The organism is Pseudomonas sp. S12(2018) (assembly GCF_024355235.1).
Lineage (GTDB): Bacteria > Pseudomonadota > Gammaproteobacteria > Pseudomonadales > Pseudomonadaceae > Aquipseudomonas > Aquipseudomonas palmensis.
In genome coordinates, this window is the sequence record NZ_QLAD01000013.1 from 47,637 (window position 1) to 68,801 (window position 21,165).

General features: G+C 66.7%; 13 protein-coding genes. 7 read left to right on the forward strand and 6 right to left on the reverse strand.

The window, feature by feature from the left end; all coding sequences use genetic code 11:
• Nucleotides 1–439: 439 nt before the first annotated feature.
• Entirely contained in the window at nt 440–2,782 is a 2,343-nt protein-coding gene (gene pbpC / locus DN388_RS24300) for a peptidoglycan glycosyltransferase PbpC (protein ID WP_255002560.1), read from the reverse strand.
• A 104-nt stretch (nt 2,783–2,886) separates the two neighbouring features.
• Between pbpC and DN388_RS24305 the strand changes: the two genes are divergently transcribed.
• Complete coding sequence (locus DN388_RS24305) at nt 2,887–3,180, forward strand: hypothetical protein (protein ID WP_043860925.1); 294 nt, start codon at nt 2,887–2,889, stop codon at nt 3,178–3,180.
• A gap of 80 nt (nt 3,181–3,260) precedes the next feature.
• Here DN388_RS24305 and DN388_RS24310 read toward each other — a convergent pair whose 3' ends face one another.
• Entirely contained in the window at nt 3,261–8,210 is a 4,950-nt protein-coding gene (locus tag DN388_RS24310; protein WP_054916713.1) for an alpha-2-macroglobulin, read from the reverse strand.
• A gap of 147 nt (nt 8,211–8,357) precedes the next feature.
• On the opposite strand from DN388_RS24310, the gene DN388_RS24315 reads away from it, so the two are divergent.
• Nucleotides 8,358–9,698 carry an MATE family efflux transporter gene (locus DN388_RS24315; RefSeq protein ID WP_054916714.1) on the forward strand — a complete coding sequence of 447 codons (1,341 nt, stop codon included), beginning with the start codon at nt 8,358–8,360 and terminating at the stop codon, nt 9,696–9,698.
• Nucleotides 9,699–9,798: 100 nt separating this feature from the next.
• Here the strand turns inward: DN388_RS24315 and speA are convergent, their stop codons facing one another.
• The 4 genes from speA to DN388_RS24335 form a co-directional block, all read right to left on the reverse strand.
• Nucleotides 9,799–11,712: an arginine decarboxylase gene (gene speA / locus DN388_RS24320; RefSeq protein ID WP_043860454.1), complete on the reverse strand. Its 1,914-nt coding sequence runs from the start codon at nt 11,710–11,712 to the stop codon at nt 9,799–9,801.
• 149 nt (nt 11,713–11,861) lie between these two features.
• The gene (locus DN388_RS24325; RefSeq protein ID WP_043860455.1) at nt 11,862–12,233 is read right to left on the reverse strand and encodes a translation initiation factor Sui1; all 372 of its coding nucleotides are present in this window, start codon (nt 12,231–12,233) and stop codon (nt 11,862–11,864) included.
• A 194-nt stretch (nt 12,234–12,427) separates the two neighbouring features.
• Nucleotides 12,428–12,964 (reverse strand): NUDIX hydrolase, encoded by a 537-nt coding sequence (locus tag DN388_RS24330; RefSeq protein ID WP_255002564.1) that lies wholly within the window; start codon nt 12,962–12,964, stop codon nt 12,428–12,430.
• The gene (locus DN388_RS24335) at nt 12,964–14,037 is read right to left on the reverse strand and encodes a DUF2333 family protein (protein ID WP_043860457.1); all 1,074 of its coding nucleotides are present in this window, start codon (nt 14,035–14,037) and stop codon (nt 12,964–12,966) included. The genes DN388_RS24330 and DN388_RS24335 overlap by 1 nt, the downstream gene beginning before the upstream one ends.
• 278 nt (nt 14,038–14,315) lie before the next feature.
• Here DN388_RS24335 and DN388_RS24340 point away from each other — a divergent pair, with 278 nt between their 5' ends.
• From DN388_RS24340 to accB, 5 genes are all read left to right on the forward strand, one after another.
• Nucleotides 14,316–15,932, forward strand: a complete 1,617-nt coding sequence (locus tag DN388_RS24340; RefSeq protein ID WP_043860458.1) for a PleD family two-component system response regulator — start codon at nt 14,316–14,318, stop codon at nt 15,930–15,932.
• Nucleotides 15,933–16,095: 163 nt separating this feature from the next.
• Complete coding sequence (locus DN388_RS24345) at nt 16,096–18,057, forward strand: methyl-accepting chemotaxis protein (protein WP_255002573.1); 1,962 nt, start codon at nt 16,096–16,098, stop codon at nt 18,055–18,057.
• 165 nt (nt 18,058–18,222) lie between these two features.
• Entirely contained in the window at nt 18,223–19,989 is a 1,767-nt protein-coding gene (locus DN388_RS24350; protein ID WP_255002577.1) for a protein-disulfide reductase DsbD, read from the forward strand.
• Nucleotides 19,990–20,161: 172 nt separating this feature from the next.
• Entirely contained in the window at nt 20,162–20,614 is a 453-nt protein-coding gene (aroQ, locus tag DN388_RS24355; RefSeq protein ID WP_043860461.1) for a type II 3-dehydroquinate dehydratase, read from the forward strand.
• A 91-nt stretch (nt 20,615–20,705) separates the two neighbouring features.
• Nucleotides 20,706–21,164: an acetyl-CoA carboxylase biotin carboxyl carrier protein gene (accB, locus tag DN388_RS24360; RefSeq protein ID WP_043860462.1), complete on the forward strand. Its 459-nt coding sequence runs from the start codon at nt 20,706–20,708 to the stop codon at nt 21,162–21,164.
• The last annotated feature ends 1 nt before the right edge of the window (nt 21,165 follow it).

Here is a 21,165-nt window from a genome sequence, read left to right on the forward strand (position 1 = left end):
ACCTGTGCCGCCACCACCGTCAGTACCGCCGCCGGTACCGCCACCACCACTGCCGCCATCGGTACCCGAATCGGGTGTGGAACTGCTTACGTGACTCTTGTGACCGCCACCGCCGCTGCTGCAACCGGCCAGGCTCACGGTCAAGATCAACATCACTGCCGTACTTGCTTTGATCCACGCTTGAGTTTTCATGGCGACTCCCTGCTACTGCTGCCGCTGCTTTTATAGGTGTGAAGCACCGGGTTTCCGGCCACTCCACGTCCGTTGCAGCTATCTGAGCGCGCAGGCGCAAGGGGAACAATTCTGAGCTTGGTATTAACCCGATATATACAGTCGCAGCACCAGCAAAAGCCCTTTTTCTTCAGGCACTTGAAAGCAAGGGGAAGGTGCTTTGGCAGCCCTTCCCCTTTCGCGTTATATCCATCTTACGGGTGCGCGGTCAGTCGTTGACCTGGAACTCGACCCGCGCGGTCTGCCCGCTGGCATCCAGCACGCTGAGCTCGTAGCGCCCCACCTCCTCCAGGTTCACGGCCAGCGCCGCCTGGGCTGTGGTCTCGCCCAGGGGTGCGCCGTTGAGGAACCACCAGCGCTGGCCTTCGCCACCCAGCGCCGAAACGCTCAGGTGCAGGGCATCGCGGCTGGTGGCGGGACGACGCAACTGGTCGCCCGGGCGTATCCCCACCACCGACAACGGCGCGGCACTGGCCGGTACCTGCGGCGGGCAGTTCGGGTCGATGGCCGGCAAACGCGCCTCGCGCCGCTCCAGGCGCGGCAACCACGGGTCCAGTGGTGCCGGCCACAGCGCGATGTCGCGCGGCGCGGCCCCCGCACAGGCTGCATCCACCCGCAGGCCCCGGGCATTCACCCACACCTTCTCCAGCAGGCCGACACCCAGGGGCTGGTCCTGCGCGAGCAGGGTCGGCGGCGTGGTGTTGTCCAGGGTCCAGGCAAAGCGCTGGCGCCGGCAGTTGGGGTCGGTGCGTGCCATCGGCTGGCCCAGCGGCCAGCAGATCGCGGCCACCCCGACGTTGCCCGGCACTGCCGGCACCGGGGCGGCAATGCCGCGCTGGCTGTCGCGGTTGCTCAGCACGTCATGCACCTGCAGCATCAGCGGCGCGGCCGAGGCCAGGCCGAACTGCCCCGGCACCGGGGTGCCGTCGGGGCGGCCGATCCAGATGCCGATCAGGTAGCGCGGCCCCACGCCGATCGACCAGGCATCGCGAAAGCCGTAGCTGGTGCCGGTCTTCCAGGCCAGCTGCGGGCGCTGCACCAGTTCGGCGTGCGGGTCGCGGTCGGGACGCGCCTGGCCACTGAGGATGCGCCGGATGATCCACGCCGAGCCCGGCGACAGCAGCCGGCGCTCGACCAGCGGCGCATCCGGTTGCAGGCGCAGCGGCGCGCTCATGCCGTCGCGGGCGAACGCACTGTAGCCACTGACCAGGTCTTCGAGGCGGCTGCCGGCGCCGCCCAGGATCAGCGACAGGTTCGGCTCGGCCGCCGTCGGCAGGCTCAGCGGCATGCCGCCCATGCGCATCTGCGCGGCAAAGCGCTTGGGCCCGTAGGCTTCGAGCAACTGCACCGCCGGCAGGTTGAGCGACAACGCCAATGCCGAGCTGGCCGCCACCGGGCCACTGAAACCCATCGAGAAATTGCCGGGGCGATAGTCGCCATAGCGGCGTGGCACATCCTGCAGCAACGACTCCGAATGGATCAGGCCGTCATCCATGGCCATGCCGTACAGGAACGGCTTGAGGGTCGAGCCCGGCGAACGCAGGGCAGTGATCATGTCGACGTGGCCGAAACGGCGCTCATCGCCAAGGTCCACCGACCCCAGGTAGGCGCGCACTGCCATGGTCTGCGACTCCACCACCAGGATCGCCGCCGAAGTGCGCTCGGGCAGGCGTGCGCGCCAGCCCAGCAGCAGGTCTTCCAGGCGCCGTTGCAGCGCAGCGTCGAGGGTGGTGTGGATCAGCGGCGGGCTGTCGGCACGGTTCAGCCGGCGAGCCAGCAGCGGAGCCAACGCCGGCTCCTGGCGTGGTGCCAGCAGCAGCGGTTCTTCCTGCGCTTCGGCGATGCGCTGCTGCGGCCACACCTGGTACTCGCCCAGGCGTTGCAGCACCTTGTCCCGGGCCAGGCGCGCGCGCTCCGGGTGGCGGTCGGGGCGCAGACGGCTGGGCGCCTGGGGCAGAACCGCCAGCAGCGCGGCCTCGGCCGGGGTCAGTTGCAAGGGCGACTTGCCCAGGTACGCCCAGCTGGCTGCCGCCACACCCTGCAGGGTGCCGCCGAACGGTGCGCGGTTGAGGTACAGCTCCAGGATCTGGCGTTTGGACAGGTGCCATTCCAGCTGCGCGGTGCGCCACACCTGGCGCAATTTGCCCGGCAGCGTGCGCGAGTGCGGGTCGAGCAGGCGCGCCACCTGCATCGACAGCGTGCTGCCGCCCGACAGCACGCGCCCGCCCGTGAGGTTCTGCCAGGCGGCACGGCCCAGGGCCAGCGGGTTGACCCCGGGGTGCCGGTAGAACCAGCGGTCCTCGTAAGTGAGCAAGGCTTCGAGGTAGTAAGGCGACACCTGATCGAGGGTGACCGGGTAGCGCCACACGCCCTCGGCATCGGCAAAGCGCCACAGCGGCGTGCCGTCTTCGGCCAGCACCACCCGCGCCAGATCGTCGGCCGGCATCGGCAATGGCCACAGGCGATCAGCCAGCCACAGCAACAGCACGCAGACAAAGGCGGCGCACAGCAGCCGGGCGATGCGCGAGCGGGGTCGGGCTAAGCTGAACATCAGGCGCGGACACCTTTTTGCATGGGTGAGGAACCGAGCCGGCAGGATGATGGCCAAAGCTCTGGGCACGGCGACTGCGCCGTAGCGTCGATCAGGAAGCGATTATGCATGTAGAAGGTTTTTTCGAATGGCTGGGGCAAGCGCTTGGCGCGGTGATCCGCTTCGTGGTGGATGCCCTGAGCGGGTTGTTCAATCTGCTGGCCAATGCCGGCGGCAACTTCATCGACGGCCTGGCACGCACACTGGGCATGGACACCTCGCTGGTCAGCATCCTGATGCTGGTGATCGGCCTGCTGTTGCTGTACTCGGCGGTGCGCGCGTTCATGCGCGCCTCGATCATCATGGGGATCATCTGGCTGATGCTGGGGTTGTGGGTGTTGAGCTGGGTGGTGCGGTGACAGCATCGCGGGTCAAGCCCGCTCCCACAGGGATTACTGCGACCCTTGTGGGAGCGGGCTTGACCCGCGATGGGGCCTGACTAGCGCCCCAGAATCACCATGTCACCCGGGCTTTCGCCCACCGCCTGCCAGTTGGGCCGGTACATCGACTCCACCTGCACCGGCGGCACGCGGTAGGTGCCCGGCGTGACCGCACGGGCCAGGTACAGCAGGTGCGTCACGCCGTACGGGTCGACGTTCATCGCCGCCACGTAGCGGTCATCGCGAAACTCCTGGTGCACCACGTTGGCGTTCTGCATTGCTTCACGCCATTCCTTCACTGCACTGCTGGCGTTGTCCAGGCTGGCGGCACTTTGCGCCAGGTTCTGGTTTTCCAGCTCCAGGCCCGCCGGCAGCAGGTCGACGATCAGCGCGTCCGGCACCCGCTCGTTGGCGCGGATACCAATGTGCACCAGCACCAGGTCGCCACTCTTGAGCGACTTGATGTTCAGTGCCCGGCCATTCATGCCCAGGTACTCGCGGTAGATGCTCATGTTGGTGCCCACCGCACGGGGTGCGAAGCGCGGGTAACCCGACACGGTCAACTGCTGGTACACGGTCTTGTCGCTGGTGTTGGTCACGGTCAGCGGCGAGGCCAGCAACGGCCCCTCCAGCTTGAGCCCGGCCTGGGTCGGGCCCAGGTCGCGCAGCTCGCCCGCGCTGTCCAGGCGTGCACTCCAGCGGCCTTCAGGCTGCTTGAGCATGCCACGCCCGGCCATGAACAGCGCATTGCGTTCCTGGGTGGACAGGTACGAGCTGCTGGCCATCTTGTCCGACAGCTCGAACAGGCGCTGGTCGAGCTGGTCGGTGGCCAGCTTGTTCTCTTCGAGCAGGGCCAGGATCAGCGCCTCGTCACGTACCGGGCTGCCATAGTCGCTCAGCCACACGTCCTGACGCTTGACCGCCAGGCCCGCCTGCAGGGCCTGCGCCGAGCGCGGCTTGTCGCCCATCTTGTCCAGTGCGATCGACAGCTGTACCAGCGGCAGGCCCGAGCGTGCATCGGCGCGGCGCTCGAACAGGCTGCGCAGGGCACCCAGCGGGGCCTGCTGGGTACGCGCCAGCACCAGCGCCGCATACGCCTGTACTGCGAAGCGGCTGTGCTCGGCGTTGCTGGTGTAGTACGGCTCGATCAGGTTGCGTTCCTGCAGGTAGCGCAGCAGGCGTTCGTTGGCCTTTTTCAGCGCCTCGGGCGGCACCGCGTAGCCTTGCTCGCGAGCACGCTGCAGGAAGTCGGTGACGTAGGCGGTCAGCCAGTACTCCTCGCTGTCGTCCGCGCTCCACAGGCCGAAGCTGCCGTTGTAGCGCTGCATGCCGAGCAGGTGCTCGATGCCCATCTCGATCTTGCGCTGGCGCACCTTGGGCTCTTCACCCTTGATGCCCAGGCGCTTGAGCGTCTCGGCATCGGCGTACAGCGACGGGTACAGCCCGCTGGTGGTCTGCTCCAGGCAGCCATAGGGGTAGGCCTCGAGGGCACGGATCTGCTCGGCGATGTTCAGCGGCGGGCGGCTCGACAGCGACAGCATCGCCTCCAGGCCCTGGGGTTCGAACGCGGCCAGGTCCTCGGCGGGCAAGGTCCATGGCTGGTCCTTGAGCGCGGCGCGGTAGTGCCTGAGCTGCGCCGGGTAGGCCGGGCGAATGCCCAGGGTCCACTCGCGGGTGAAGGCGGTGTTCGGTTCGCCAGGCAGCACCAGGCCGCTGACCTGCACCTTGACCTTGCCCTGGCCCAGGCCACCCACGGCCTGCACGCCCAGCAGCGAGGTCACGCGCTGGCCGTCACGCAGGCTCAGTGGCTGCTCGGACGGGGTCAGCAGGTTCAACTGGCCCTCGGTGGTCACCTTGACCGTGAACTTCTGCGCCTTACCCGACAGGTTGGACAGGTCCAGCGCCAGCTCGGTACGGTCGCCGCCGGCCAGAAAACGCGGGGCCGACAGTTCGGCGATCAGCGGCGCGGCGACCACGGTCTTGGCCTCGGCCATGCCGAAGCGCTCGTCGGTCCAGGCCTGGGCCATCACCCGAAGCTCGCCGTTGAAGTCGGGGATGTCCACCGTCGCCTGACCTTCGCCCTTGGCGTCCAGGGTCACCGGGGCGCTCTGCAGGGCCACGATGGTCACGCTGGTGCTGGGACGCTTGCCGCCCTTGGCCATGGCCGCGTCACCGCCGAATGCCAGGCTGGCCAGGCGGCCCTGCCCGGCTTCGATCAGCTGGCCGTAGATATCCAGCTGGTCGGCGCCGTAGGCCTTGCGGCCGAACATGCCGGTGAACGGGTCGGGGGTGGCGTAGCTGGTGATGTTGAGAATGCCCACGTCCACCGCGGCCAGCAGCACCTGCACCTGCTTGGGGATGCTGCCATCGGCATTGCGCGCCTGCACCTTGACGGTGAGCGGCTGCTTGGGACGCATCTTTTCCGGGGCCTTGAGGGTCAGCGCCAGCTTGCGTTCGGCGCGATCCAGCGGCAGGTGCAGCACGCCCACGGCACGTTTTGGCGTGGCATTGGCCTTGCGCTCGCCGGGGCGGATCACCAGGGCGCTGACGTACAGGTCGTGGCGGGCCCATTTGGGGTCGAGCTTGACCGCGTAGGTCTTGCCCTCGGCAGGCACGTCGATTTCTTCCCACCACAGCGGGCCGTCATTGCCCTCGACGATCAGGTAACCCTTGCCGGCAGCCGGCGGGGTCACGGTGATCTGCGCGGTGGCGCCATCGGCGTAGGCCGGCTTGTCCAGCGCCAGCTTGACCTGGTCGGGGCGCACGGCGCCGCCGTCGGTGTTGTCCTGGGCACGCCAGCCAGCCCAGAAGCGCACGCTGCTGGTCACGCCGGTGCTCGGGTCTTCGACCTCGACACGGTACGGGCCCCATTCCACCGGGAAGCTCAGCTTGGCAGTGCTGCCGGCCTTGATGCTGACCGGCTGCTCGGACTGCAGCAGGAATTTCTCGTTGTAGTTGTAATCCCAGCCGTCACTGGAGGAATAGTTCCAGTAGTAGTCGCGGCGCTCCTGAATCAGGCGCACCTTGAGGTTGTCGGCGGCCAGCTTGTGGCCGTCACGGTCGGCCATCAGCAGTTCGAACTCGACCGGGGTGTTGCCGTCGACCTCTTCGCCGTCGAACAGCCCACGCAGGCCGGGCATGCGCTCGGCCGGCCAGATCGGCTGCTCCAGGCGCCGGGTGATCGGCCGGCCACCGGACTCCTGCAGGCTGGCCTGCACGCTCAGTTGCAGCGGCGAATGCGCCTCGGACCAGCGACTTTCGATCTGCAGCGTGGCATCGCCCGACGCGTCCAGGGTGGTTTCGTCCAGTTCCAGGTCGTGGCTCAGGTCTTCCTCGGTGATCGAGCCGAACTGGTAGCCCGGCAAGGCCGGCACCGCTTCGCGCAGCGGGCGCACGTAGGCCTGGCCGCTGAGGCGGTTGCCCGAGGCCGGGGCGCCGTAGAGGTAGCGGCCATTGACATGGATTTCAGCGGTTTCACCCGGGCTCAGCGGGGTCGCGCTGCCCTTGAGTTCCAGGGCCAGGCGCTCGGGCATGAAGTCTTCGACAAGGAACTCGAACACCTGCTTCTTGCCGCCGCCCAGGTCGAACACCAGTTGCCAGCGCCCGGTCGGGGCTTCGCTGGCCAGTTGCAACTGGTACTGGTAGAAACCATTGGCATCGGCCTCCCACACGAACTTGCGGCTGACCTGTTCATCCGGACGACGCACCTCGACACTGACCGGCTGGGCTTTCACCGGCTTGCCGTCCTGGTCGCGCAGCAGGCCGTTGAGCAGCACGGTTTCACCCGGGCGATAGAGGTCGCGCGGGCCGAACACGAAAAACTGCAGCGGGTTGGCCTGCGGCCCGGTCAGCGCGAATTCGGAGAGGTCGAGCGCGGCGCTGTTCAGGCGCAGCAAGGTGGTGTGCACGCCCTGCTTGGCCAGCAGTACGTCGGCCTTGGGCGGCATCGGCAATTGCGCATGGCCATCGCCGTCGGTCTTGGCCTGGGCCAGCAGCTTGCCTTCGCGGTCGAGCAGTTCGAGGTTGACCCCGTCCAGGGCCTTGCCGCCGTCCAGCGCCTGGGTGAACACGTCCAGGCGGTTGGTGTAGCGATGCGCCGACAGCCCGATGTCACTCAGGGTGAACAGGGTGGCCGGCTGCGAATAGTTGTAGCGGCCCGAGGCGCGCATCACCGCCAGGTACACCCCAGGTTCCTGCAACGGCTTGATCCCGGCAATCGGTAGCAACAGGGTTTCGCGGGTGTTGCGCACCGGGTTCAGGTCGAAGCGGCCGGCATACACCAGGTCGGCCTTGCTCAACAGCTCTTCGGAGTTGTAGTACTCGAGCGAGGTGTTGCGGCCCCAGCTGGCCAGGAAGCTGGACATCGACTCGGGCTTGATGCGGAAGAACTCGACGTCCACCTTGTCGATGTTCAGCGCGATCACCGGCAGGCCTTCGGCCAGGCGCGTGGGCAGCAGCGAGCCGCGGCTGGCGAAGCCCACGGTGGGCTGCATGTCGCGGGTTTCGAGGCGGCTGACGTATTCGCTGGGGAGCTTCTTGCCGTTCACCCCGAGCAGGCCGGCATCCACGGTCAGCACCAGCTTGCGCTGCGGCTCCAGGTGACGCAGGCGCAGCTCCATCTGGTTTTCGCTGAGCTCCCACGCGCCGTCGAGCTTGCCCCGGGTGGTGTCCACCAGGTGCACGCGCTCGGCAAGGTTCTGGTCCTTGTCCAGCGGCACCGAGAAGGTCACCGACAAGGCGCTGGCACCGTCGACCTGCACTTCGGAAACGTCTACCACCGTCAGCTCGCGACCGGCGTAGCGCTCGCCCAGGCTCGCCTGGGTGGGCGCCGGGGTCGCCGCCGGGGCCGGTGCAGCTGCGGGCGCGGCCGGTTCGGCGGGGGCCGGCGCCGGGGCTACCGGGGCGGCCTGTTCCGTTGGCGCGGGGGCCGGGGCCGGTTTATCAGTAGACGAGTCGCAAGCACTGAGCAGCGCCATGGCGCACGCCAGCCACAATCCTTTGTTGAGCATGGAGGGTAACTCTTCCGGTAGCAGGGTCTGAGACGAGCACTATATAGCAAGCTCGCGGGCATCGCTGATCGAGGCGCCCGGCGTGAGACAGCGTTCACCAGTTTTAGTGCCGGGGGCGGCTACAATGCCGGTTCTCAAGGAGCCTGCATGTCCCGACTACTCAGCGACTGGCGCGACCGCCCGACCCACCACAGGGTCTGGGCGCTGGCCGCGCCGATGATTCTTTCCAACATTTCCGTGCCCATGGTGGCGCTGGTGGACAGCGCCGTGATCGGCCACCTGCCCCACGCGCACCAGCTCGGCGCCGTGGCGGTGGGCGCCAGCCTGTATACCTTCCTGGCGTTTCTGATGGGCTTCCTGCGCATGGGCTCCACCGGCTTTGCCGCCCAGGCGGCCGGACGCGCCGACGGCGCCGCGCTGCGCCAGGTGCTGGTGCAGGGGCTGCTGCTGGCGTTGCTGTTCGCCGTGCTGCTAGGGGCACTGGCGATTCCCTTCAGCCACCTGGCACTGGGCCTGATGCAACCGAGTGCCGCGCTGCAGGAAAACACCCTGGCGTTCTTCCACACGCGCTTGCTCGGCCTGCCGGCAGCGCTGGCCAGCTTTGCCCTGGTGGGGTGGTTTCTGGGTACGCAGAACGCCCGTGCCCCGCTGGCGATCCTGCTGACCACCAACCTGCTCAACATCGTGCTCAACCTGTGGTTCGTGCTGGGGCTGGACTGGGGTGTGCTGGGCTCGGCGCGGGCGTCGGTGATCGCCGAATGGTCGGCCGCACTGCTCGGCCTGGCGCTCACGCGCCCGGCCCTGCGCGCCTACCCCGGGCAGGTGGCCTGGGCGCTGCTCAGGCGCTGGCAGAGCTGGCGCCCGCTGCTGAGCGTGAACCGCGACATCTTCATTCGCAGCCTGGCGTTGCAGGGGGTGTTCTTCCTGATCACCGTGCAGGGTGCGCGCCTGGGCGAAGCGACGGTGGCGGCCAATGCGCTGCTGCTCAACGGCCTGCTGCTGACCGCGTATGCACTGGACGGCCTGGCGCATGCGGTGGAGGCACTGTGCGGGCATGCGATCGGCGCCGGGGACCGCGGCGCATTGCGCCGTTCGATGACGGTGGCGTGTGGCTGGTCGTTGATCGTCAGCCTGGGGTTTGCCGGGGTGTTCCTGCTGGGCGGGCACTGGTTCATCCAGTTGCAGACGGATATCCCCAGCGTGCGCGAGACGGCGTTCGAGTACCTGCCATACCTGGCGCTGTTGCCACTGGTGGCGGTGTGGAGCTACCTGCTCGACGGGTTGTTCATCGGCGCGACAAGGGCACGGGAGATGCGCAACGGCATGCTGCTGAGCGTGGCGATAGCACTGCCGTTCGCCTATGCGGCCAGCGGGCTGGGCAACCACGGGCTGTGGCTGGGCTTTCTGCTGTTCATGGGGCTGCGGGCGGTGACGCTGGGGGTGATGGGGTGGCGGTTGCAGCGGCGTGACGGGTGGTTTGTGGTGTAAGTGCCGGCCCTATCGCGGGTCAAGCCCGCTCCCACAGGTACTGCATCAGCTTCAAGGATGATGAAAAACCTGTGGGAGCGGGCTTGACCCGCGATTACGGTCAGGAGGACAGGTAGGACGAGCGGGTCAGCCCAAGGCGCAAGGCATCCAGGAACTGGGTACGCTCACGCGCCGTGATCTTCGCGCTGGCGCATTTGTCGCGGTAGTGGGTCATCAGCTCTTCGGGCGACAGGTGCACGTAGCGCAGCATGTCCTCGATGGTGTCGTGGGTCTCGATGCCGGCGTGGTACACGCTGCCGTTGGGGTTCTGGTAGATGTTCACCGAGTCGGTGTCACCGAACAGGTTGTGCATGTCCCCGAGGATTTCCTGGTACGCGCCCACCAGGAAGATCCCCAGCAGGTAGTCCTCGCCCTCGTTGATGGCGTGTACCGGCAGGCTGGTCTCGATGCTCTGCTCGTCGACGTACTGGTTGATCTTGCCGTCCGAGTCGCAGGTCAGGTCCTGCAGCACCGCACGGCGCAGCGGCTCTTCGCCCAGGCGATGCAGCGGCAGGATCGGCAACACCTGGCCGATGGCCCAGGTGTCGGGCAGGCTCTGGAACACCGAGAAGTTGCAGATGTACTTGTCGGCCAGCTTGTCGTTGAGTTCGTCCAGCACCTGGCGGTGCGAGCGCTGGCGCGCCTTGAGCGAGTTGTGCAACCGGCGGCACACGGCAAAGTAGCACTGCTCGGCCAGGGCCTTCTGCGCGAGGGTGATCTTGCCGTCGGCGTATTGCGCGGCCACGTCGCTCATGTAGTGGGTGGCACGCCAGTAGGTCTCGGTGACCATCTCGATGTCGGTCGGGCCCAGCAGGTCGGCCAGCCACTGCACGGTTTCGGGCAGGCTCTGCTTGTCCTCGATCTCGGGTACTTCGTCGTTGTGCTTCTCGACGTCGGTTACCTGCACCACCAGCATCGCGTGGTGCGCGGTCAGCGCGCGGCCGCTCTCGGAGAAGATGTGCGGGTGCGGCAGGCCCTGCGCGTCGCAGAACTCCTTGAGCATGCCCACCACCACGCCGGCGTAGTCGTCCATGTCGTAGTTGATCGAGCTGGCATTGCGCGAGTGGGTGCCGTCGTAGTCCACGCCCAGGCCGCCGCCCACGTCGATGTGGTCCACTGGCAGGCCCAGCGCACGCAGCTCGCCGTAGTAGCGGATGGCTTCCTTGAAGCCGTGCTGGTAGTCCGCCAGGTTGGCGATCTGCGAGCCCATGTGAAAGTGCAGCAGGCGAATGCCCTGGTCCAGGCCGGCATCGCGAAAGCGCTGCACTACCGAAATCAGCTGCGCAGCCGACAGGCCGAACTTGGACTTCTCGCCGCCGGTATCGGCCCACTTGCTCGAAGCCAGCGACGACAGGCGCACGCGCAGGCCGACCTGCGGCTTGACCTTGAGGTCGGCGGCTTCCTCGATCACCAGTGCCACTTCGGATTCTTTCTCGATCACGATGAACACGTTGTGACCCAGTTTCTGCCCCATCAGCGCCAGGCGGATGAACTCGCGGTCCTTGTAGCCGTTGCAGACGATGGTGCCGCCCTTGGGCGCCAGCGCCAGCACCGCCAGCAACTCGGGCTTGGAACCGGCCTCAAGGCCGATGGACACGTTCTGCGTGGCGATGATGTTCTCCACCACCGCTTCCTGCTGGTTGACCTTGATCGGGTACAGCGCGGTGTACTGGCTCTGGTACTCCAGGCGCGCGATGTTGGCGTCGAATGCGCCGGTCAGCTGGCGCACGCGGTGTTGCAGGATGTCGGGGAAACGTACCAGCAGCGGCAGCGACAGGCCGCTCTGGCGCAGCTCGTCGACCTGCTCGTACAGGTCGATCGGCGCACTGTCCGGCCCGTTGGGGCGTACTTCGACGCGCCCGGCCTCGTTGATCGCGAAGTAACCCGCGCCCCAATGGCGAATGCCGTAAACACTGCGGCTGTCGGCCACGGTCCATTGGCTGCCATCGTCTTTGCGTGTGCGTCGTACGGACATCGAAGTCCCCTATAAAGAAAGTCGTGAACACCGGCCAGGGCGTGCTGGCCAGTGTAGAAAATGAAGATGACGATTCTCCCTGTTCAGGCATAGACCCCTGCCCAGGGAACGAGTTTAGAAGTGCTGCAGGAAAAACCTCGCAGCGGCCATCAGCCGCCGGACTTTTTCGCCTTGAAGCCTTGCTTGATCAGCTCGGCCAGCAACAACTCGACGTGGTCGCCCTGGATCTCGATGACGCCGTCTTTCAACGCGCCGCCCGTACCACAACGCCGCTTGAGCGTGGTGGCCAGTTCCTTGAGTTGATCCAGGGGGAGCGGTACGCCACTGATGGTGGTCACCGTCTTGCCGCCACGGCCTTTGCTTTCACGACGCACACGGGCAATGCCGTCGCCTTCGGGGATGAGTGTCTGCTTGCAGATGCAGGCATCGACGGGTTTGCTGCAGTCCGGGCAATGCCGGCCTGCATCGGTGGAGAACACCAGGCCACCGAGGGCGGCGAATGATGCGGCTTTCTTGGCCACTTTTGATCCTCTGCGTTGAGGACAAAAACTGGTCGATGCCCCGGGGCGAGGTACCGACCGCGAAGCCCCACTCTGGCAGGGGCAGCGCACCTGCCGCGGCAAGCCGTGGCAGGGTGAAAAGGCCGCGCAGTGTAACCACAATTGCGCCGAATGCTAAGTGCAAAACTGCGCCATTTTGCTTGGCTTTCGCGACGTCAGCCGCGCCGCGCCACGAAACGGTTCAGCGCCGCCAGCGAGTCGGGGCAATAGGGGGTAGTCAGGCTGTCGTCCAGGGCTGCCTGCAAGGGCATGAAGCGGGCCTGGCTGACCTCCTCGGGCTGCAGGCGCAAAGGCCCGTCCCAGACCGCCGAGAACACCGCGCACCAGAGCCGGTTGCCAGGCTGGTCGAAGAAGAAGCGCTCGTGGAAGCTCAGCGACACGCCGCTCACCCCCAGCTCCTCGGCCAGCTCGCGCGCGGCGCAGCGCTCGTAGCTTTCGTGCTCGTCGACCATGCCGCCGGCGGCCACATCCCAGTAGCCGGGGTAGATCGCCTTGCTCAGGGTACGCTGGTGCACGCACAGCTCGCCGGCACTGTTGAACAGCAGGATGTAGGTGCCCCGCCCGATCAGCCCCTGCTCGCGCAGCTCGGCCCGCGGCTTGGCGCCGAGCAGGTTGTCCTGCTCGTCGACCCAGGCGATGCGCTCGGCATCCGAGGCGGCGCGGTGCGCCGCCTCGCTCTGGCTGAACAGCATCAGCCCTGGGACAGCAGCTGGCGCAGGTCGATCACTGCGGCGTTGGCACGGGAAATGTAGTTGGCCATCACCAGCGAGTGGTTGGCCCACATGCCGAAGCCGCTGCCGTTGAGTACCATCGGGCTCCACAGCGGCTCCTGCGAGGCTTCCAGCTCACGGATGATCTGGCGCACGCTGACGGTGGCGTTCTTCTTGGCCAGCACGTCGGCGAAGTCGACCTCGATGGCGCGCAGCAGGTGCGACAGCGCCCAGGCCTGGCCACGGGCTTCATAGAACACGTTGTCGATCTGCAGCCACGGCGTCTCGACCACTTCCTCGTCCAGCTGCGGCACCTGGCCCGGCACCACCGATTCGGTCTTGAGGGTGGTGTTGAGCTTGACCCGGCCCACGCTGGCCGACAGGCGCTGGGACAGCGAGCCCAGGCGCGTGGCCACGTCGCCCAGCCAGTTGTTGAGGTTGTCGGCACGGGTATAGAACAGCGCGCCCTGCTGGTCTGGCGAAGCCAGGCGCTTCTGGTAGCGGTTCAGCGAATTGATGCCTTCCTGGTACTCCGACTCGCTCGACGGCAGGATCCAGCTCTTGTTGTCGAAGTTGAAGCGCGGCTCGGCCTTGGCAAGATCGGCGTCTTCGGCCGACTGCGACTGCGAACGGGCGAAGTCCTTGCGCAGGGCACGGCTGAGGTCACGTACCTGCACCAGCACGCCATATTCCCAGCTGGGCATGTTGTCCATCCACAGGCCCGGCGGGAAGCGGTCGTTGGAGATGTAGCCGCCTGGCTTGTCGAGCAGGGTGGCAACCACGGTCTTGAGGGTTTCGACGGTGGTGTAGCCGACGACCATCTGCTGGCCATTGCGCTCGGCGGCGGCCTGGGCGTTCTGCTGCACCGGGAACAGGTCGGGCTCCTGGCTCCAGTACCAGCCCAGGGCGATGGTCACCAGCAGGTACAGACCGATCAGGGTGCCCAGCGCCCGGCTGAACAACAGCCCGCCAAAGTAGCTGCGGGTGCCCGAGCCACGGGCGTCCACCCGCTCGCGTGCCTCGGCTTTGCCTGTACGGTTTTTCCAGTCCAGCATGGCGTTGTCCTTTCTGTCAGGTCGTGTCCAGGGTTCGACCGCGCGGCCCCCGCTTCGTGCCCACGCCGGCCAGCATTGTGTGCCAGCGTGCGCGGCCGGGGCGCCAGCCAAGCCTGCACTATAAATCAAGCGCGCCGCTTCGCATAAGTGACTAACGGGTCAGGAAAGGAATTTAGCGCCACCCCAGTTAATTGATGCAGCACACTCGATTGCCGGAAAAGTGGTGCTAGCATAGAGCCATCACTCGAATTGCCTCACCCCTTACAAGTAGTCAGGACATGACCGAGCCAGAAGACCCGAATCGTGCGCGCCTCAAGCAACACTTTGCCCAGCGGGTCATTCACCAGGCCCGGCAAATTCTCGAGATCTGGCAGCGCCTGCAGCGCAGCGAGTGGACCAGTTGCGACCTGAGCGAGCTGGGCGAGGCCAACCTGCGCCTGCAGCGCTACGCCGAACGCTTCGAGCAGCCCGAGCACAGCCTGCTGGCCGATGCCATCGGCCAGACCCTGGCGGCGGTGGAGGCCAACAGCGCGCGCCTGAGCAGCAGCCTGATCAACGAACTCAACCGCCTGATGCAGCGCCTGTCGCGTACCGGGCTGCGCCAGGGCGACCAGCTCGAGCGCACCCCGCTGCCGCCGCTGCGCAAGCCCATCTACGTGATGCTGCAGGACCACGAGCGCGCCGAGCGCCTGGCCAAGCAGCTGGAGTTCTTCGGCCTGGGGGTCGAGCCGCTGTACAGCCCCGAGGCGTTCCAGGCCTCGATGGCCGAGCGCCTGCCGGCGGCGATCGTCATGGATGTCGACTTCGGCGGCCAGGGCCAGGGCCTGCAGCTGGCTGCCCAGGCCCAGCAGGGCCTGGAGCAGCGCGTGCCGCTGCTGTTCTTCAGCCTGCACGAAACCGACACCCCCACCCGGCTTGCCGCGGTACGCGCCGGCGGCCAGGAATTTCTCACCGGTACCCTGGAGGCCTCCAGCCTGCTGGAAAAGGTCGAGCTGCTCACCAGCGTGACCCAGTACGAACCGTTCAAGGTGCTGGTGATCGACGACTCGCGGGCCCAGGCACTGCACACCGAGCGTCTGCTCAACAATGCCGGCATCGTCACCCGCACCCTCACCGATCCGATCCAGACCATGGCCGAGCTGGCCGACTTTCAGCCCGACCTGATCATCCTCGACATGTACATGCCCGCCTGCACCGGCACCGAGCTGGCCAAGGTGATCCGCCACAACGACCGCTATGTGAGCGTGCCGATCATCTACCTGTCGGCCGAGGACGACCTGGACAAGCAGCTCGATGCCATGAGCGAGGGTGGCGACGACTTCCTCACCAAGCCGATCCGTTCGCGCCACCTGATCACCACCGTGCGCAACCGTGCGGCCAGGGCGCGCAACCTCAAGGCGCGCATGGTGCGCGACAGCCTCACCGGGCTGTACAACCACACGCACATCCTGCAACTGCTCGAAGACTGCAGCTTCCGGGCGCGGCGCGAAGACCGCCCGCTGAGCTTTGCCATGCTCGACATCGACCACTTCAAGAAGGTCAACGACAGCCACGGCCACCCCATGGGCGACCGGGTGATCAAGAGCCTGGCGCTGTTTCTCAAGCAGCGCCTGCGCAAGACCGACTTCATCGGCCGTTATGGCGGCGAAGAGTTCGCCATCGTGATGCCCAACACCGACCTGCACGCGGCGCACAAGGTACTGGACGAGATTCGCCGGCGCTTTGCCGAGATCCACTACCCGGCGCAGCCGCGTGACCTGTCGTGCACCTTCAGTGCCGGGGTGGTGCAACTGAGCGACGGGCTGGATGCGCTGAGCATGGCCACCGCAGCGGACGAGGCGCTGTACCTGGCCAAGGGTGCGGGGCGCAACTGCGTACAGCGGGTCGAGGCCTGAGCCTTTTCGCCAGCAACCAGGCCCGTGTAGGAGCCGGCGTTGCCGGCGAAAGGGCCACCATATAGCCACTTTATTTCGCAACACCCCTGCCATCGTCATAACCACGTCATAAAAACGCAATAACTTCAGGCACTTGCCATCCCGCCGTTGGTAGAGCCCGCTCATGCGCCTGAAGTTGCTGACCAATCTGAACACCCTGCTGCTGGTAACCGTGTGCCTGGCCCTGGGGGCGACCCTGTGGTGGTCGCAACGTGCCCTGGAACAGCCCTACCTGTTGATGGAGCGTTACCTGGCGCTGTCCCAGCAGTTCCAGAACCAGGTGGCCCGCAACACCCAGGATTACCTGAACAGTGGCGATGCCCTGCGCCACGCCACTGCCCTGCAGAGCACCCAGGACCTGCAACAGGAACTGGCCCAGCTGCCCGATGAGCTGGCCGCGCAACTGCGCCCCAGCCTCGACACCCTGCAGGCATTCACCGCCAATGAGCTGCTGGCCGCCGGCAAGCTCGCTGGCGACCCCCAGGCCCTGTTGCTGCAGGCCGAACGCGAACTGGGCGCCAACCTCGAACAGCTCGCCCGCTACGCCCACGACAGCGGCCACCCCGAGGCGGCGCACTACCAGTCGGCACTGCTGGAAGCCAGCCTGCACCTGGGCCGCCTGTCGCTGGCGCGTGACAAGCTGGTGAGCAGCGGGCGCAGCGAGCTGGCCGACGAGGTGGAGCGCGAACTGCAACTGATCATCACCCAGGCCAAAGCCCTCGACGCCCTGCCATTGCTGGGCGTGACCGCGGCGGTGGAATCCGGCGCCGACGACTTCGCCGCGATGATGGGCCTGCAGAGCGAGGCCACCACCAGCGCCGAAGACGTCGGCGTGGCCCTCAAGCGCGAGCTGGGCAGTTTGCTGGCGCGCTACCCGGCAGAACTGCAGCGCACCCGCGCGCAGATCGAGCGCCGTACCGAACTGGCCACCACCACCCAGGCGCGCATGGCCGCCGTGCAGCAGGCCATCGCCGACCTGGAACCGGGGGTGCGCGCGCAGCATGGGCAGATCCAGGGCGAAGTGCGGGTGATCCAGGGCCTGATGATCGGGTTGATCCTGCTGATCGCCCTGCTCATCGACACCTTGCAGCGGCGCCTGGCGCGGGTGCTGGGCAACCTGGCGCCGGCGCTCTCGCAGTGGGCCGGCGGCGACTTCAGCCAGGCCATTGCGCTGGGGCGCAGCAACCGCGAAATGCACGACATCCAGGACTCGCTCAACCGCCTGCGTGCCTACCTGGTAGACCTGGTGGGCACCATCCGCAGCAACGCCGAGCAGGTGGCCGGCAGCAGCCACGCCCTGGCCGGCATGAGCAGCGCGCTGCACGACGGCGCCGAGCGCCAGGCTGGCGACACCGCGCAGATCCGCGATGCGCTGGGCGAACTGGAGGCCACCATCACCCAGGTGGCCGGCGATGCCAGCCAGGCCGCCGACGCCAGCCGCCACGCGGGGCTGGCGGTGGAACAGGGCCAGGCGGTGATCGGCCAGAGCCTGAGCGGGCTGCGCCTGCTGGTGGACGAGGTGCAGGGCAATGCACAGATGATCGAGGGCCTGGCCCAGGAGTCGGCGACCATTGGCGGCGTGCTCACGGTGATCCGCTCGATTGCCGAACAGACCAACCTGCTGGCCCTGAATGCGGCCATCGAGGCGGCAAGGGCCGGCGAGATGGGCCGCGGCTTTGCCGTGGTGGCCGAGGAGGTGCGTTCGCTGGCCCAGCGCACCACCGGAGCCACCGGCGAAATCCAGACCCTGATCGCGCGCCTGCAGCAGGCGGCACGCGATTCGGTGGAAGGCATGCGCGCGCAACTGGAGCACGCCGAGGCCACTGCCCAGCAGGCGCAGTCTGCCGATGGAGCGCTGGACGAGATTGTCGCGGCGATCCAGACCATTGCGCAGACCGCCGTACGCATCGCCGACGTGACCGCGCAGCAGAGCGGTGCGGTGAGCGAGATTCGCGACCATAGCGAACGGATCCACGAACTGGGCGCGGACAACCTGGAGCGCATTGGCGAGGGGCGCGAGCAGGGTGAGCATCTGCTGCGCCTGGGCGGGGAGCTGAACACCGCCGTGCAGGCGTTCCGGGTCTGATCCAGGGGACTCTCGCGGGTCAAGCCCGCTCCCACAGGTATGCATCCTGATTGAGCCAGATGCATTGTCTGTGGGAGCGGGCTTGACCCGCGATGGGTTCAACTCGATTGCTCCTGCTCAAACTCCGTTATCATTGCCCCCACGTTCCCCCCAGCGAGACCGCTCATGCGTCGCCTGCTTTGCCTCCTGCTTCTGGTCCTGGCCCTGCCCGCCATGGGCGCCGGGCTGCTCGACAACCGCCCCAGCGCCACCCTCGGCGCACCGGGCCTGAACAACAGCGCCGACTTCCTGCCCGTGCGCGAAGCCTTCAAGCTCAACCTGATCCAGGGCGACGCCCAGGCCATCAAGCTGCGCTTCGTCACCACCGAGGGTTACTACCTCTATCGCCACCGCTTCCAGTTCCGTACCGAACCTGCCGACATCGCCCTGGGCACCGCGCAGCTACCTGCCGGCGAGGCCAAGCACGACGAGTACTTCGGCGACGTCGAGGTGTACCACGGCATCCTCGACATCGACCTGCCACGCACTGCCGACCAGCGCCCCTTCACCCTGGTGGTGAGCTATCAGGGCTGCGCCGACAAGGGCCTGTGCTACCCGCCGGAAACCGAGCGCCTGAGCATCGACGGCGTCGGCGCCGCGTCCACCGCCGCCGCCCCGGCCAGCAACGCCTGGGGCTGGAAGGAAATGCTGCTGTTCTTTCTTGCCGGCGTCGGCCTGACCTTCACCCCGTGCGTGCTGCCGATGCTGCCGATCCTTTCCGGGGTGGTGCTGCGTGGCCAGGTCGGCGGCGGTCGCGGCCTGGCCCTGTCGCTGGCCTACGTGCTGCCGATGGCCGCCTGCTTCGCCCTGCTCGGCGCGCTGATGGGCCTGTTCGGCGCCCAGCTCAACTTGCAGGCACGCCTGCAATCGGCCTGGGTGCTGGTGCCCTTCGCGGCATTCTTCGTGGTATTCGCCCTGGCCATGTTCGGCCTGTTCGAACTGAAGCTGCCGCAGTTCATCAGCAGCCGCCTGGACCGCGTGGCCGGGCAGACCAAGGGCGGCTCGCTGCTGGGCGCCGCCGTACTCGGGGTGGTTTCCAGCCTGCTGGTCTCGCCCTGCGTGTCGGCGCCACTGGCCGGTGCGCTGCTATATATAAGCGCCAGCGGCGATGCCATCGGCGGGGCGCTGAAACTCTTCGCGCTGGGCCTGGGCATGGGCGCGCCGCTGCTGCTAGTGGCCACCGGCGGTGCGGCCTGGCTGCCCAAAAGCGGGCCGTGGCTGGTCACGGTGAAGAACGCCATCGGCGTGCTGCTGCTGGGCCTGGCCATCGGCCTGCTCAGCCGCGTGCTGCCCGGCCCGCTCACCCTGCTGCTGATCGGCCTGCTGGCAGCCGGCGTGGCGCTGTTCCTCGGCGCCCTGGAGTTCGGCGTGAAGACCACCGGCCAGCGCCTGGCGCAGCTGCTCGGCCTGTTGCTGCTGGCCTACGCGCTGGCCTGCTGGTACGGCGCCTTCAGTGGCCAGGCCGACCCGCTGCGGCCACTCCCCGCCCCCGCCAGCCCCCCCTCGGCCGCACCGGTCAGCGCCTGGCAGACGGTGAACACCCCCGCCGCCCTGGATGGCCTGCTGGCCGAAGCCAGGGCGGCCGGGCAACCGCTGCTGCTGGACTGGTACGCCGACTGGTGCATCAGTTGCAAGGTGATCGAGCATGACGTACTCGGCGATCCGGCCGTGCAGGCGCAACTGCAGGGCTACCGCCTGGTACGGTTCGACATCACCCAAAGCAACACCGAGCAACGCGCGCTGCTGGACCGCTACCAGCTGTTCGGCCCGCCGGGCTTCCTGGTGTTTGCCGCGAACGGCAGCGAAAAAACCGACAGCAGGGTGATAGGCGAGGTAAAAGCCGGCGAATTTGCCGAACACCTGGCGCGCATTCGCAGCGAAGTGGGTCTATAACTGCTGGGGCCGCTTGAAAAGCGCCACGGATGACCGAAATTGGCAAGATAGTCATAAATTTCGCGCGAATCTCGGTCATCGTGCTGGCTATTGCAGGTAACTGGACAGTGCTCGGCAGTTTGCGGCATAGTCGCCGCGCTACGTTTTTGCCCGACAATAAAAGGAACCGCAGATGGCAACGCTACTGGTGCTGCATGGCCCCAACCTGAACCTGCTAGGCACCCGCGAACCGGGCGTCTACGGGGCCGTGACCCTGGCCCAGATCAACCAGGACCTGGAGCAGCGTGCACGCGCCGCCGGCCACCATCTGCAATACCTGCAAAGCAATGCCGAGTACGAACTGATCGATCGCATCCACGCCGCACGCAACGAAGGGGTGGACTTCATCCTGATCAATCCGGCGGCTTTCACGCACACAAGCGTCGCATTACGTGACGCATTGCTGGCGGTGAGCATCCCATTCATCGAAGTGCATCTGTCCAACGTGCACAAGCGCGAGCCGTTTCGCCACCACTCCTACTTTTCAGACGTCGCCGTAGGGGTGATCTGCGGCCTGGGCGCCACCGGCTATCGCCTGGCCCTGGAGTCCGCCCTGGAACACCTGGCAGCGCACGCCAAACCCTGAATAACCGAAGCCTGGCCGCAGGCCGGGCCGTGTACGAACGTTAACATTCACGTTTATACGACCCTGACCGACCCTTGGGAGTTGATGATTAATGGATATCCGTAAAGTCAAGAAACTGATCGAACTGCTGGAAGAGTCTGGCATCGACGAGCTGGAGATCAAGGAAGGCGAAGAGTCCGTCCGTATCAGCCGCCACAGCAAGACCCCGGCCCAGCAGTACTACGCGCCAGCCCCCATGGCTGCCGCACCGGCCGCCGCCCCTGTGGCCGCCGCTGCCCCGGCTGCCGCCGAAGCGCCAGCCGCGCCGAAGCTCAACGGCACCGTGGCCCGCTCGCCAATGGTCGGTACCTTCTACCGCAAAGCCTCGCCTACCTCGCCTGCCTTCGTCGAAGTCGGCCAGACCGTGAAGAAAGGCGACACCCTGTGCATCGTCGAAGCCATGAAAATGATGAACCACATCGAAGCTGAAACCAGCGGTGTGATCGAATCCATTCTGGTAGAAGACGGCCAGCCGGTTGAGTACGACCAGCCGCTGTTCACCATCGTTTGAA

Coding starts and splice junctions, on each gene's coding strand:
- DN388_RS24335 (WP_043860457.1), bottom strand. CDS start 14,037: ATGCTGGACTGGAAAAACCGTACAGGCAAAGCCGAGGCACGCGAGCGG.
- DN388_RS24350 (WP_255002577.1), top strand. CDS start 18,223: ATGCGTCGCCTGCTTTGCCTCCTGCTTCTGGTCCTGGCCCTGCCCGCC.
- pbpC (WP_255002560.1), bottom strand. CDS start 2,782: ATGTTCAGCTTAGCCCGACCCCGCTCGCGCATCGCCCGGCTGCTGTGC.
- DN388_RS24305 (WP_043860925.1), top strand. CDS start 2,887: ATGCATGTAGAAGGTTTTTTCGAATGGCTGGGGCAAGCGCTTGGCGCG.
- DN388_RS24315 (WP_054916714.1), top strand. CDS start 8,358: ATGTCCCGACTACTCAGCGACTGGCGCGACCGCCCGACCCACCACAGG.
- speA (WP_043860454.1), bottom strand. CDS start 11,712: ATGTCCGTACGACGCACACGCAAAGACGATGGCAGCCAATGGACCGTG.
- aroQ (WP_043860461.1), top strand. CDS start 20,162: ATGGCAACGCTACTGGTGCTGCATGGCCCCAACCTGAACCTGCTAGGC.
- DN388_RS24310 (WP_054916713.1), bottom strand. CDS start 8,210: ATGCTCAACAAAGGATTGTGGCTGGCGTGCGCCATGGCGCTGCTCAGT.
- DN388_RS24330 (WP_255002564.1), bottom strand. CDS start 12,964: ATGCTGTTCAGCCAGAGCGAGGCGGCGCACCGCGCCGCCTCGGATGCC.
- accB (WP_043860462.1), top strand. CDS start 20,706: ATGGATATCCGTAAAGTCAAGAAACTGATCGAACTGCTGGAAGAGTCT.
- DN388_RS24340 (WP_043860458.1), top strand. CDS start 14,316: ATGACCGAGCCAGAAGACCCGAATCGTGCGCGCCTCAAGCAACACTTT.
- DN388_RS24345 (WP_255002573.1), top strand. CDS start 16,096: ATGCGCCTGAAGTTGCTGACCAATCTGAACACCCTGCTGCTGGTAACC.